The sequence below is a fragment of the Bradyrhizobium sp. USDA 4501 genome, from assembly GCF_054062115.1.
Genome location: NZ_JBSSEX010000001.1, coordinates 4,952,056 through 4,965,273 on the forward strand (window position 1 = coordinate 4,952,056; position 13,218 = coordinate 4,965,273).

The 13,218-nt window shown below is 61.3% G+C and carries 10 protein-coding genes and 1 pseudogene; 5 read left to right on the top strand and 6 right to left on the bottom strand.

Translation table 11 applies throughout. The features are described from left to right. Positions 1-10 precede the first annotated feature (10 nt). The 3 genes and pseudogenes from ACVWZM_RS22535 to ltrA form a co-directional block, all read right to left on the bottom strand. Positions 11-968: pseudogene (locus tag ACVWZM_RS22535) on the bottom strand (IS481 family transposase). Between the two features lie 57 nt (positions 969-1,025). Further along, positions 1,026-2,468 (bottom strand): IS701 family transposase, encoded by a 1,443-nt coding sequence (locus tag ACVWZM_RS22540; protein WP_456854862.1) that lies wholly within the window; start codon positions 2,466-2,468, stop codon positions 1,026-1,028. Between the two features lie 264 nt (positions 2,469-2,732). Beyond that, positions 2,733-3,926: a group II intron reverse transcriptase/maturase gene (ltrA, locus tag ACVWZM_RS22545; protein ID WP_456854864.1), complete on the bottom strand. Its 1,194-nt coding sequence runs from the start codon at positions 3,924-3,926 to the stop codon at positions 2,733-2,735. Between the two features lie 901 nt (positions 3,927-4,827). On the opposite strand from ltrA, the gene ACVWZM_RS22550 reads away from it, so the two are divergent. Genes ACVWZM_RS22550 through ACVWZM_RS22570 form a run of 5 tightly spaced genes read left to right on the top strand, consistent with a single transcriptional unit; the run spans position 4,828 to position 10,484 of the window. Beyond that, positions 4,828-5,319: an S-adenosylmethionine decarboxylase family protein gene (locus tag ACVWZM_RS22550; protein WP_456854866.1), complete on the top strand. Its 492-nt coding sequence runs from the start codon at positions 4,828-4,830 to the stop codon at positions 5,317-5,319. After that, on the top strand, positions 5,319-6,632 hold the full coding sequence (locus ACVWZM_RS22555; protein ID WP_456854868.1) for a metallophosphoesterase family protein: 1,314 nt from the start codon (positions 5,319-5,321) through the stop codon (positions 6,630-6,632). Before ACVWZM_RS22550 ends, ACVWZM_RS22555 begins: the two co-directional genes overlap by 1 nt. Positions 6,633-6,657: 25 nt before the next feature. Then, positions 6,658-8,076, top strand: a complete 1,419-nt coding sequence (locus ACVWZM_RS22560; protein ID WP_456854869.1) for a phenylacetate--CoA ligase family protein — start codon at positions 6,658-6,660, stop codon at positions 8,074-8,076. Further along, positions 8,069-9,016 carry a fatty acid desaturase gene (locus ACVWZM_RS22565; RefSeq protein WP_456854871.1) on the top strand — a complete coding sequence of 316 codons (948 nt, stop codon included), beginning with the start codon at positions 8,069-8,071 and terminating at the stop codon, positions 9,014-9,016. The genes ACVWZM_RS22560 and ACVWZM_RS22565 overlap by 8 nt, the downstream gene beginning before the upstream one ends. 1 nt (position 9,017) lies before the next feature. Beyond that, a complete protein-coding gene (locus tag ACVWZM_RS22570; RefSeq protein WP_456854873.1) occupies positions 9,018-10,484 on the top strand; it encodes a hypothetical protein in 1,467 nt (488 codons plus the stop codon). 19 nt (positions 10,485-10,503) lie between these two features. On the opposite strand, the gene ACVWZM_RS22575 is transcribed toward ACVWZM_RS22570, so the two are convergent. The 3 genes from ACVWZM_RS22575 to ACVWZM_RS22585 are packed head-to-tail and all read right to left on the bottom strand — an operon-like array spanning position 10,504 to position 13,216. After that, on the bottom strand, positions 10,504-11,538 hold the full coding sequence (locus tag ACVWZM_RS22575) for a phosphotransferase enzyme family protein (protein WP_456854875.1): 1,035 nt from the start codon (positions 11,536-11,538) through the stop codon (positions 10,504-10,506). After that, positions 11,535-12,350 (bottom strand): cupin-like domain-containing protein, encoded by an 816-nt coding sequence (locus tag ACVWZM_RS22580; protein ID WP_456854877.1) that lies wholly within the window; start codon positions 12,348-12,350, stop codon positions 11,535-11,537. The genes ACVWZM_RS22575 and ACVWZM_RS22580 overlap by 4 nt, the downstream gene beginning before the upstream one ends. Beyond that, positions 12,347-13,216, bottom strand: coding sequence for a cupin-like domain-containing protein (locus ACVWZM_RS22585; protein WP_456854879.1), 870 nt, complete (start codon positions 13,214-13,216; stop codon positions 12,347-12,349). The genes ACVWZM_RS22580 and ACVWZM_RS22585 overlap by 4 nt, the downstream gene beginning before the upstream one ends. Positions 13,217-13,218: the final 2 nt, after the last annotated feature.

The following is a 13,218-nucleotide window of genomic DNA, read 5'->3' on the forward strand; positions in this document are numbered from 1 at the left end:
GGTAGCCACCCTAGGTGTTTAGTCCCGGCATTTTCTGGAGCGGATTGAGTTTGAATCGTTCAGGCTGGGAAGTCCAGCATTTGCAGATGTATTCGTAAGGCGTGAGGCCCTTCAGGGTTTTCAGCCGTCTGGCGTAGTTGTAGGCGCTGATGAAGTCGGCAAGGTGAGCTTCGAGCTGATGGTGTCGATCGTAGTGATAGCGTTGGACGGTCGCTTCCTTGATGGTCCGGTTCATGCGCTCGACCTGGCCATTGGTCCCGGGATGCTTGATCTTGGTCAGCCGATGTTCGATCCCGTTCTCTTGGCAGCGCATATCGAACATGTGTGTCACGTATCTTGCCGTCGAGCCGCCCGCATAGCGCGGTGGGAAAGTGAACTGGATCCCATTGTCGGTGAGAACTGTGTGGATTTTGTAGGGGACTGCCGCGATTAGAGCTTCGAGGAAGGCCGAGGCGGAAGTCCGTCCCGTCTTCCTGACCAGTTGCACGAAGGCGAACTTACTGGTGCGATCGATGGCAACATAGAGGTAGAGCTTGCCTTCAGCGGTCTGCAGCTCGGCAATGTCGATGTGGAAATAGCCGATCGGATAAGCCTTGAACTTCTTCTTCGAGGGCTTACTGCCTTCGACCTCCGGCAATCGGCTGATGCCGTGGCGCTGAAGGCAGCGATGACCGCGTCAGATGCGGGATGGTCGGCTGCAGTGCATAGAGGCAATCATCGAGCGGCAACAGCGTATGCCGCCGAAAAGCAACGATGATCGCCTCCTCTTCGACGGAAAGGACAGTCGATTTGGCATCTTTGGGACCTGTCGGGAGATCAGCGACGGTCTTGCGCTGCTTCCACTTCGCGACGGTCTTCTGATTGACCCCATAGCGCTTGGCGAGCGCTCTCAGGCTCTCTTGACTATTTTGTATTGCTCGACGGACTGCCTCCGTCGTGGTGGCGCAGCCGTGTAGAACCTGTCCCATAGCGCATCCTTCGAATCGTGCGATAAGAATGCACCATCAAAGTCCGGGACCAAACACCTAGTCTGACTGCGTCACAAACGATGATCTGTGTAGTGGTCGAACTTGATCGCACAACAAGGACATCTCGACAGCATTCGGACGAGCCCATGTTCGAGCCGCCGTCGCATCGTCGCGATCGAATTTGGAATGTGACGTTGGGTCCGCAGCGGCAGATCCGCGGGGTCTGTAATCTGCGGGAATGCGATTGAGCGGGATCGGCCGGGCGCGCCGAGCGCCTGAGGGGGGAATCGTCTCCCGCTCGGAGATCAGGAATCCGTAGGCCGCAATGCACATCGTTGCGTGATGATGAAAGCCGCGCCAGCCGCGTCCCTCGAAGTGACCGAGCCCGACCTCCTGCTTGAGGTCCTGATAGTCGCGTTCGATGCGCCAGCGCAATTTAGCCGTCTCAACGAGCGTCCGGAATGCCACATCTTCCGGCAATGTCGAGAGCCAGTATTTGGTAGGCTGGTCCTCGCCTTTCGGCCATTCGATCAGCAACCATTCCTGCGCTCGCCGGGTGGTTTGCCAATAATCACGATGCGCGGCACGAACCCGCACGCGGGCAAAGCGCGAGGTCAGCTTTTCGTTCGTTCCTTTCCGCCACGTTATGGTGCGCCAAGCTTGGGCCGGCAGGCCGATCGCGAGCGCTTTGACGGCGGCTGGCTGATGCTGACGGTTGCGGCGCATCAGTTTTGGTGGACGGCCGCGGCCCGACCATGGCTTCGCCGGCAAGGGACCGGTGCCGGGCGCCCATACCGTCGTGCTCGACAGAAGACCCGCCACATAGGTCAATCCCAGCGCCGTGATCTCGGTGCGCAGGTCGCTGTTGTTGCCATAGCCAGCGTCCATCAGCACGACACCGCGCGGAAGGCCGCTCGCGCAGGCCCACCGCAACTGCTCCAGCGCGATCTCCGGCTTGGTCTGGAAGCCGACTTCGGCAGGAATGCCCACCTTGCGCCGCCGATCGCGGTCCTCAGTCCAATCCTTCGGAAGATAAAGGCGGTAAGCGACAGGCAAGCTGGCGTGGTGGTTGGCAATCGACAGCGACACCGCCACCTGGCAATTATCCTGCTTGCCGAGCTGCCCGCAATATTGCCGTGCAACTCCAACCGAGCGTCGCCCCTGCTTGGGAAATCCGGTGTCATCGATGATCCAGGCTTCGATGGGGCCCTGGCGTTCAATCGCCGGCAGGACCATCTCGCGTACCTTGCCCAGCACCTTCTCATCCGACCAGGCACCGCTGCCGACGAAATGCAGCAGCGATTGATGCTGGGCCGCCGTCCGCTCCGGAGCCGTCACCGCCGCCATCGGCTCCACGCTCTTGCGACCGCCACAGGCCATCAGGCCGACGCAATAGTCGCGCAGCGGCGCCTTCCGATCAGCATGGCCGATGACACTGGCAAGCCCTTCCAAATACGCCTCAAATCGCTTCTCGCTCGTCTTCGTGCCACGCCCGCTCATGTCGGCCTCATCGGCTAATGGTCCATGCTGCAACCATCATTGATTCTAGCCGGCGGTTTTGTGATCCCGGTAGGGACGCTCATTGCTGAGCGCCCCCCGGACAGATCCGGACATGCAGCTTTCCCGCATCCGGCTCCCACCTCGGGTGCTTGACGGCGAAGCGCTGTTCTGGCCAGGGGTGAAGGATCCTCGCTTTCGGGAGCCAGTCATCCGACAGCTTCGTGATCCGCGCCCAAGTCAGGTGGTCCTTCTGGCTGCGTCGCCTTAGCGAGCGCCGCCATAGGTCGATGACGTGGTAGCGGAACGCCTCCAGCACGCGCCCATTGGTCGGCACGGCATGGTAGGCGAAGAAGCGGTGACGACTTGCCTCAACCATTTCCCCTGGTCGAGGATCGGCTGATGCCGCCGTCGTCGCATCTCATCCTTAATCTCGCTGAGTTTCGCTCGTATGCGATCGCGCCGTGACTTCCGCTTGAGCAGGAAGCCGCCTCGGCGCGATGTGCCGCAGATGAAGCTGAACCCGAGGAAATTGAAGGTCTCCGGTTTGCCGAGCCCGCGCCGCTCGCGATTGGTCGCAGCACGGCGGCCAAACTCGATCAGGCGGGTCTTTTCCGGATGGAGCGACAGTGCGAACTCCTGCAGTCGCGTTCGCATCGCGTCCCAGAAGCGACGGGCGTCGTCCTCATGTTCGAAACCGACGACGATATCGTCGGCGAAGCGCACGATGATCATATCGCCCGTAGCGTCGCGCCGTCGCCAGCGCTCGGCCCAGAGATCGAACACAAAATGAAGGTAGACGTTGGCGAGGAGCGGCGAGATCACCGAACCTTGGCCCGTTCCCTTATCATTGGTCGTGACGATTCCGTCTTCAAGAACGCCCGCCTTAAGCCATTTCTGGATCAGGCGGATGATGCGTTTGTCGCCGACCCGATGCTCAACGAAGCGGGCCAGCCAAGATTGGCTGACCCCATCGAAGAACGACCGAATGTCGGCGTCCAGGATGTAGTTCACCTTCGTGCTGTTGATCCCGGCAACCAGGGCGTCCAGCGCATCATGCTGGCCGCGCCCGGGCCGGAAGCCATAGCTAAATCCGAGGAAGTCCTCCTCGAAGATCGCGTTCAGCACGGCAGCAGTTGCGCGTTGGACGATTTTGTCTTCCAGGGCAGCCACTGCGAGCGGGCGCTGACGGCCATCCGCCTTCGGAATATACCGGCGGCGGCTTGGTTGCGCCCGGTACGCTCCCCGATGGACCCGTGCGTGCAGGTCTGCGATCTTGCGATCGAGATCGGCCTCGTAGTCCCGCCACGTCACCCCATCCACTCCAGGCGCCGCCTCCCGCTTAAGCGCGAAGAACGCCGTCCTGAGCATAGGCAGGCTGAGATGGTGGTAGAGCGCGGTGAACCGTTCCTTCTTCCTTTGCCTTGCGGCTTGACGTACGCGCTCCAGCGCCTGTGACACGCTTTCCCGGTCCTGCGCCCGGCGCGTGCTGAGCTGGTTCGCGTTCCCCTTGGCCCCCGCCCTTCGCTCCGCCGACTCCGCCGCCGGTCGCCCAGCTTTGTTCGTCAGCTTCGTTGCTAATATGGCGGGGTCTGACTTCTCGTGTCCGTGCATCACCGGCTACGGCTCCTCGCCTTCCCGGTGCGGGCCGGGGCGGCCGAACCGTCCCCCGGTCAGACTCGAGATCTCCCGGTTTCCGCGCAAGGAACGTCCATACATGCCAGGGTCTACGACCACGCCGGGACGTCCAGGTGCTCGCGTTATCGCACCCGTCCGCGTCGCCTTCCGCTCTGAGTACAGCGTCGACTCCCGGGATAATCTTCTTTCGCGGCTCAATGGCTGGCCTGTATGCTCCCCTGCCGACGCTTCGCCAACGCCCTCACGGACGCTGCCGCACGGCTCGGGGCCGATGTGGGGCGCTACTCCTTCATCGTAATGGACTCTCACCATCTATTCCTTGCCGGCCTCCCGGCGCACACTCAGTCAGACTAGGGCTGTTCGACACCGGCTATGTTGGACAGCTGTCGGGTGCTACTTCGCCTTTCACAGCGACCAAAGTCATCGGTAAGACTTGTAACGAACTGGGCTGATCTCGACATAGGTGGCGCCAAACCGATCGGAATACATGTCCCTGATCGCGTGGTGTCGCACCGTCGCATCCGTCAACGGCGCAACATCCGTGGCGATTGAGAATTGCCCGGATTACAACTAGACACCATAGATTGAAAGGATTATAGATTACAACGCCGTCTCCGCGAGCCGAATGCGAAAGCGGACGACACAGAGCTTCGCGCCGGTGTATTTCGCAGGCGCTCTTTGATTGCGACCGGAACCAGACCAGTGATTTAAGCAGGGGGCCCACGTGATCCTCGGGCGGCACATCAAGGCGGTCGGAATTGGCGACCCCGACCGGCTACGCAGCATGTCTGGGATCAAGGGCCTGCTGGACGACCTGGTCGAAGCTCTCAACATGCGCGCGCTGGGATCCCCTCATATCTACGAGGTCGAAGAGGACATCCGGCGGATGAATTGCGAGCCCTTCAAGGACGAAGGCGGCGTCACCGGCATCGTGGTTCTTTCGACCTCTCATTGCGCCATCCATACCTGGCCGCTGCAAAGCCAGTTCGTGCTGGATGTATTTTCCTGTCGGAAATTCAATCCGTCGGTTGTCGTCGACCTTGTCAGTCGAGCCTTCGTGACAAAATCGCTTCGTACCACGGATTTGAGCCACTCACTCGACCTGGAGGCCGAGGCGCAGCCGATGCCAGCCGCCGGTACCGCGGTCACCGCCGATCAATCGGCGATCAGCCCGATCGTGCTGGCAACGCCGCGGCGAGTGGGCGGGAAGGATTGATGATGCCGGATGGGTTGTGCTGCATCGCCTTGATGTTTGTCAGATGGCCGATCTTCATCTGCGGATCGCTCCTCGCCGCAGCCGTTCTGATGCTGTGGCCGTCGGCGCCGCTGCTGGCACAGCAGGCGGGCGACGCACGCTCGTTTGCGGATGCCCGCAACGAAGCGAAAGAGACATGCCCCTGCTGTCAGTACCGCACCGTCAGCTGCAGTGCCGGCGAGCAGCCGGTCAAGAGCGATCTGGCCGCCTGCGGGAAGGGCATCACGCCCGACCCGAATCTGGTTCGCTTTGTCGTGATCGGCGATTTCGGCTACAGCAAGTATCAATGCGAAGGCGTCGTCTCCAAGATGGCGCAAGGCTGGCGCAAGCGGCTCTCCGTCGACTTCGTGATCACGGTCGGGGACGACAACTACAACAGCGGCAAGAAGAGCACCATCAAGCGCAACATCGCGGATCACTACGGCAACTTCGTGCGCGAGAAGAAGTTTTTTCCGACTCTTGGCAATCACGACTGGGGAACGACGCGCAAGGATCCTCAATATGCCTGGGGCACGCCCTATCCTTATTTGGATTTTTTCGACTATCTCAAGCAATATTCGCCGAACACTCAGCCGGCAGTGCAGGGGCGCTACTATAACGTCGCGCCAAGTCCACTGGTCGAACTGTTCGGGCTGGACAGCGATTATCATGAGCAGGATGGGACCTGCTGCAATTCCAAGCAGGCAGGCTGGTTGAGGGAAGCGCTCGCGGCATCGAAAGCGCCATGGAAGCTGGTGTACTTCCACCACCCGCCCTACACCACCGCGCGCGAGGATGCCCCTGGGGCCTGGATGCGATGGCCCTTCAAGCAATGGTGCGCGACGTCGATCCTGTCCGGCCACGAACACGCCTATGAGCGCCTCGAAATCGAGGGCATGCCATATTTTGTCAACGGTCTGGGTGGCAATCCGTATCTGTACGATCAGAAGAGCTGCCCGGTGCAGCCCGGGAGCCAGAAGCGCTATAACGGAGCACACGGCGCGATGCTGGTCGTGGCCAATAGCCGCGAGATGGAGTTCTGCCTCTACTCCGTCAAACAGAGTGCGCCGGTCGATGTCTATCGGCAGCAGGTGCCACAAGGCTGTGTGCCCGCGCCGTCCGACTGTCAGCCGTCATCGGACGTCGCGTCCTATTGCGCCGCGCAGCCGCCGACATCCGAGCCCGACGAGCCGCCCTGTCCAACGGATTGGCCTGGGCCGGCAAGCGGCCGGACGGCCGGGTCCTATTGTCCGGTCCCGCTCACCAGGAGCCACGGCGAACGCAACGATAATTGAATGACGACCAGCACGAGAGCCCGCGATGGATCGCACCGACGCGCCGGAAGGCCCGTATTCGAGGAATAGCGAGCGATGGATGGAGGCGAAGATCGGCCCCGATCTCATTAGGGCCGAAACAGCGTCCGATCACCGCAAGTTGCGAGAGTGCTATGACGCCGATTTCGACCGCATGATCGCGCTTCGGCAGGCCTCGATCGAGGCGATCCGGGATTGGCAGTTTCGCCGCATTCAGCAGATCGTCGCCCATGCCTATGAAACCGTCCCACTCTACCGGGAGAAATACCGCGCGGTCGGATTCGCGCCCGCCGATTTGCGGGGCTGGGCCGATTTCGAGCGCCTGCCATTCCTGACCAAGGACGATCTCATCGCCGGCTGGCCGGACAATTCCGTCAGCAGCCTGCACAACGTCGAGTTCATGACCACCAGCTCCGGATCCTCCGGGCGCTTCGTCTATCTCGCGGTCAGCGAGAACGGCGTGCATTTCGAAAATCTGCAGATGGCCCGGCAGAACATCTTCCAGAGCAGCGGGCAGCTCGGACCGGCCGATGCGACGCTCTTCATTATCACCTGCCCTTGGTGGTTCAGCTCGACGGATGGCCTGTTTCCGCAGGATTTCCTGTCGACCCGCACCCCGATCGAGCAGGCCTGTCGCGTCATTCGCGAGCAACGACCGTCGGTGATCTCCCTCTACCCGAGCTATCTGCGCGAGTTGGCGCGTGTTCGCGTCAACCTTTCCGAATGTGGGGTGAAGCTCGTCATCACCCATTCCGAGGCATCCACCCGTGCTGAACGGCTGGACCTGTCACGCGCCCTGGGGGTGCCGATCTGCGACGAATATTCGAGCGAGGAATTGATCCGGATCGCGCTCGAATGCCCGTTCGGCAGCTACCATCTCGAAGAGGATGCGTGTTTTGCGGAGATCATCGATCCCGACACTGGCAGCAGATGTGCGACGGATCGGATAGGAGAGGTGGTCGGCACCAATCTCGTCAATGAAGCGACGCCGTTGATCCGCTATCGCCAAGGTGACTTTGCCAGCGCGCTCGGCAATGCGACACGATGCCAATGCGGTTGCACCTTCGGCCGGATCTCCCAGCCGATGGGCCGGATCGGGGACAGCTTCGTCACCCAATCGGGCATGATCGTGCCGGCTGGCACGATCATGGACGATGCCTATAACTGGGTGCTGGAATCCCGCATTCCGGTCAACGGCATCCAGTATCAGATTGTTCAACACGCCCGCGACAGGGTCGGTGTCTATCTGGTTCCTGCCGCGAGCCCGTCGAGCCCGATCGATCGGCTGGCGCGCAAAAAGATCGAGGCCCGGATGCGGGGCCTGCTTGGCGACGGCGTCGAGGTCGGCGTCGAGATCGTCGCGGCGATCCCCTATGCACGCGGCACGAAGACCAAGGCCGCTATTTCGCTGGTCGACCATGACTGATAGGACGGCAGGCGCGACAGCAAATGATGCGTCCTCGGTCCGCTGGGGCGGGGTCGTGCTCGTCGCCTATCTCGGCTTGATCGTCGCTCTCCTGTTGCTGCTGTTCCGGCACTTCGATACCGCACCGCTATGGGCGAAACTGATCATGCTGTGGGTCGGCTGCATCCTGGGCGGACGTCTCGAAGCCATCCTGCACTGGACCACGCATTTTCCGGTCTTTCGCAGTCCTGCTTTGAACACGGCGCATCGGCTCTGCTTCTGCGTCCTGCCATTGCCGGCGATCTGGTACCGGTACCTGCATTTCCATCATCACCGCTTCAACAATGGAGACGCCGATACGACCACCACGATGGTTGGCCATACGTCCGCTCACGCTAGCATCTGGGCCTACCTCCGCCTGGCGCTGCGCGAGCTTCACATTCTTCAGTTCTTCCGCGAGATGAAGGTGCGACATAAGGTCGAATGCATTGCGAGCTTTGTGATGACGCTGGTGCTGGCCGCGGTGCTGGCGCTGCTGGATTGGCGCGCGGCCGTTCTATTCTGGCTTCCAGTGACGTGGGTTGGATCGACTCTGATGGTGGCGGTGTACAACTACACCGACCACGTGCCCGGCGTACCCGCCGATCCCTATCGTTATGCCACCTACGTTCCGCTCGACAGCCGCTACCGCCGATTCCTCTCCGCCCTCGATCTGCACAACATCTCGACCCATCTCACCCATCATCGCGCGCCCGGCATCTACTGGACCGAGTTGCCGCGCCGGCAGGCCACGCTGGAAGCGGCCTACCGGGATCACGGTGCGCCGGTCTCGGCTGCGCTCAACAGCGCCATCCTGTTCAATCCGATCGCCTTTGTCCGCATGCTGTTCTTCGTCAACGGAACGCGCAACCGGCTGATGTCCGGTCACATCCGCGCGTCGCCGAACGTGTCGGCGGGGTAGAATGATGGCAACGGTCCGCACGATCTCACGTCCCGGTGCACGCGGCCAGCGGTCGCGTTCGTTGCGAGTGGCCTTCGAGCATCTCGCCGCGGGATACGCGGTCACGATCGATCGCTATTGCAGCGATACCCGCGACGATCGACAGTCCATCATGCTGCTGAGTTGCGCGGCGTGGGCGGCCCAGCGAGGCGCGGATGTCGAGGTGATTTGGGAGCCGGAATCGCGCCGGCGCGGTGCCGCCGTTGACGTCGTCTTCATCGTGCTGTTCAGCGTTGCTGCCTATGCCCTGAAGAACGCCATCGAGGCCTATCGCGCCCAGACCGATGGCTGCATCGTCGTGTGCGGTCCGCATGCGGTCAGCTTTCCCGAGCATTGCTATCGCGCCGGCGCCGATGCGATCGTCAAGAAGTGCGACCAGGCGCTGTTCCTGCAGATCCTGGATGACGTGGGCCAAGGCAGGCTGCAGCGCAGCTACGCGACGACGCGTTCCATCGATCGCCTGCCGCGTTATTCAGAGTTTCAGGCGCGGGGATTCATTCCCGCGCAAGGCTTCCGCAACGCGCTATCCTCGACCGGATGTCCGTATACCTGTTCGTTCTGCACCGATGCCGAAACGAACTTTGCAACCATCGACGCGGCCGATGTGGTTGCAGATATTGCATCCTGTGGCGAGAAACTGATCGTCTTCAACGATCCGCTGTTTGGACTGGGAGAGCATGGCAAGGCCATCATGCATGGGCTGAGTGGGCTTGGCGACCGCTACGCGATGGGATTCACCACTTCTTCGGCGCTCAGGCAGCCAGAGATGCGCCGGCTGTTCACCGACGCCGGTTTCGTGCTGCTGGAGGTCGGACTTGAAAACATCCATACCGACTACGCGAAGAACAGGCGGTCGGATCTGATCGATATCTGCGCGCAATGTCCGTTCTTCATCATCGTCAATTATATCTATGGCCTCAGCGCCAGGGATTTCGAACAGGAGACAACGTCCTACCTGGTCGAATTGACCGAGAAGTGCCCCAACGTGCTGCCGATGGTGTTCGTGCCGTTCTCGCTGCCAGAGACAGGTCTTCATCAAGACCATCTGGCGCAGGGTCGGATCTTCGACCCGTCCTATCTTTGTATCGGCAACGAGATCCTGTCGATGCGGCTGCCGCTCCAGATGACGCCGGCGGACTATTATCATCGGCTCGACGTGCTGAATGAGCGTCTCTATGTCGATCATAACGCGCGGATGCGGGAGTGGGTGCTCGCGCACCCCGGCATGACGCCCGACCGCAAGCGCGTGATGCTGGACATCGTCCGGCGCCAGGGGCACGAGGAGGACGCCGCGTCGGCCTGGTCGGCCGCGATCTCGCGCGCCGCGCCGGATGACTTCCGGCCCTTCGCCCAGGAAGTACTCGGCGCTGCGGTGCCTGACTTCGCCGGCTACGATCTGGCGTGGAAGCCGGCCGACGACGAGACCTGAGCGGGTCGTGCGGCGGCCGTCACAGGAAGACCCCGGCCTCGAGTTCGCGGACGTAGCTCTCGAGGGTCGCCCGATTGCCCTCTGCATCGAACAAGGAGGGCGATCCGTCGAACTTGGCCAGAAACTCGTCCAGGTGCCGCAGCTGCAGGAAGTCGGGTATTCGATCGATCCAATCCCGACCAACCGCGCGCACGGACCTGTAACCCTCGAGAAAGTGCGTCAAGTAGAAGGTGCCGAACGCAGCGCCATCCGGCGCCAACCCATTCGCGGCGCTCCATTGCAGGTAGGTATCGTCCGGAAAATATTCCCAGCGATCGTGGGCGGTGTAGTACAGGGCCGCGGCGATATCGTCCATGAACCAGCCATAATAGCAGTTCTCGAAGTCGATCACCCGCATGCTGCCGTCATCGCAGCACAGCAGATTGCCGACGTTCATGTCACCATGCAGCAAGCCGAAATGGGCGGGGTCTATCGGCAGGCCTCGCAGCCGCTCCACCAGCTGTCTGGCATTCGCCGCGATGTGCGACAGCCGGGTAGGAAGTCTGGCGAGCCCCTCTTCGTAGTAGTCGTCATGGTCCCAGTTGGGCCGTCGCTGACGTTTCCGCACGGCCGGGTAGAGCGTCGAGGCGGCGTGAATATGTCCCATCATGGCGCCGGTGCGTCGAAAGTAATCCGCAGTCCAGTCCGGGCCTTCGACAGCCTCGCCGTCGATCCACTGCGAGGCACATGCCAGCAGATCGGCATCGTCGCTCGGGATCACTTCGACCAGCTGATTGCCGTCCGATCGCACCGGGCGCAACACCGGCACATTGTTTCGCTCGAGAAAGGCGATGAAATCCAATTCCGCGAGAATCTCATTCCGGTCGTGAAACCAGTCAGGCGTGATCTTCAATGCGATCCAGTCGTGTTCGCGCTGGCAGGCATAGACCTTGCTGATGAAGCTTCCGACCGGTTCGGCGGCCTCCGCCTTGCATCCGAAGCGCGACAACGCCTCCCGCAGCAGGGGCGGGTCCAGGGACCATTGCCAGTCGGCAGGCTGATCGGGGCTCGTCATGCGCGCAGGAATTCGTCTTTGAAGAGTGATTTGGAAATGCTGATCGTGGTATCGAGCGATCGCACGGCGTGCCACCAGCCGAGCGGAATATAGAGCACATCGCCGGGGCCGATGACGACGTCGAAATAGGTGGCGTCCCGCAACATTGGAAACCGCTCGAGGTCCGGTTCGAATGGGTTGACCTTGCTCCAGCGGACGAAGTTGCGCCACATCTCGAGATCCTCGGGATCGATCCGCTCTTCGAGCCTCTTGGCATAGAGCTTGTTCAGATCGTCCTCATAGACCAGCCCGGTCTGATCCGGCGCGAACAGGATGACCCGCTTGTGCCCGTAGATGTGGAACAACAATCCCTCCGCCAGGTCGATATGCATCCCGGTGGTGTCGTGCCCCGGGCTGAACCAGAGAGCCATATATTGACCTTCGGCCGGTTCGCGGCTGCATCCGAACGGCCGGAAGCCGTCGACATGATCGAGCAACTCCGGATGGCTCTGCAGCATCCCGATGCTTTCCCGGATCGAGAAGAAGCCGTGGTCTCCGGACAGCGCGTCGACATAGTCGGCCATGGTCGTCTTGCGGCTGGCATATTCGATATGCTGGTCGAGATAGGATCGTTCCGAGTGCGGGTCATAGCGACTCAACCATACCGGCAGATCGCCATAACTGCGCTTGAAGAACTCCGGGCTCCATTGTGCCAGCGCCGGCCAATGCGAGATCCTCTGCGGCATGGCGACCGGTCGCTTCTGGAAGAAGGCGTCGTAGAAATGTTCGTGCGTCATCGCCGGAGCCCGTTCGATCGTCCCTGCGTATCTCATGAGCGCGTCTCCCGTGTGGCTGCAACTGGCCTGGCATCCGTCAATGGAGGCCCTGACCGCAGGAACTCGTCTTTGAACACCGATTTCGACACGCTGATCGTGACATCGAGCGAGCGGACGGTGTGCCACCATCCGCACGGGATGTAGAGGGCGTCGCCCGGTCCGATGACCGCTTCAAGATAGCTCGACGCGCCGAGCAGAGGAAATCGCGCGAAATCAGGATTGAACGCGTTGACCTTGCTCCAGCGCACGTAATGACGCCACATCTGAAGGGTGTCGGAATCGACACGATCGGCCAGCCCCGGCGCGTCGAGCTTAGAAAGGTCTTCTTCGTAGAGCAGTGCGGTGTTGTCGGGAGAGAACAGCATGACGTGCTTATGGCCGTGCAGCTGAAACAGCACATTCTCTCCGACATCGATATGCATGCCGGTGATGGTTCCTTTCGGCGCGAACCAGAGCGCCATGAACTGATCGTCGGGAGGCTCGTGAACGCAGCCAAACGGCCGGAAATGATCGAGGTCGTCGAGCAGCTCCGGATTCCGCTGCAGCAGGCCGACACTTTCGCGAATGGAGTAGCGGCCGTTCTCGGATGTTAACGAATCGACATATTCCGCCATGGTGCCTTCGCGGAACTGGTGGTCGATATTCTGTTCGAGGAAGGTCCGTTCCGATGAGGGATCATAGCGGCTGAGCCAAACCGGCGTCTGCCCGTAACGGCTCTTGAAGTAGCCGGGGACCCAGGCCGCAAGCGCCGGCCAATGCGAGATCTGCTCGGTCATCACGGCCGGCTGCTGTTGGAAGATCTCGCCAAAGAACCGTTCGTGCGTCATGTCGTGACGCCGCTCGATCTCGCCCGATCGTTTCATGA

Excerpts from the sequence above, each read along its gene's own strand:
- ACVWZM_RS22560 (WP_456854869.1), top strand. The coding sequence starts at position 6,658 with ATGGATCGCACCGACGCGCCGGAAGGCCCGTATTCGAGGAATAGCGAG.
- ACVWZM_RS22575 (WP_456854875.1), bottom strand. The coding sequence starts at position 11,538 with ATGACGAGCCCCGATCAGCCTGCCGACTGGCAATGGTCCCTGGACCCG.
- ACVWZM_RS22555 (WP_456854868.1), top strand. The coding sequence starts at position 5,319 with ATGATGCCGGATGGGTTGTGCTGCATCGCCTTGATGTTTGTCAGATGG.
- ACVWZM_RS22570 (WP_456854873.1), top strand. The coding sequence starts at position 9,018 with ATGATGGCAACGGTCCGCACGATCTCACGTCCCGGTGCACGCGGCCAG.
- ACVWZM_RS22540 (WP_456854862.1), bottom strand. The coding sequence starts at position 2,468 with ATGAGCGGGCGTGGCACGAAGACGAGCGAGAAGCGATTTGAGGCGTAT.
- ACVWZM_RS22585 (WP_456854879.1), bottom strand. The coding sequence starts at position 13,216 with ATGAAACGATCGGGCGAGATCGAGCGGCGTCACGACATGACGCACGAA.
- ACVWZM_RS22580 (WP_456854877.1), bottom strand. The coding sequence starts at position 12,350 with ATGAGATACGCAGGGACGATCGAACGGGCTCCGGCGATGACGCACGAA.
- ACVWZM_RS22565 (WP_456854871.1), top strand. The coding sequence starts at position 8,069 with ATGACTGATAGGACGGCAGGCGCGACAGCAAATGATGCGTCCTCGGTC.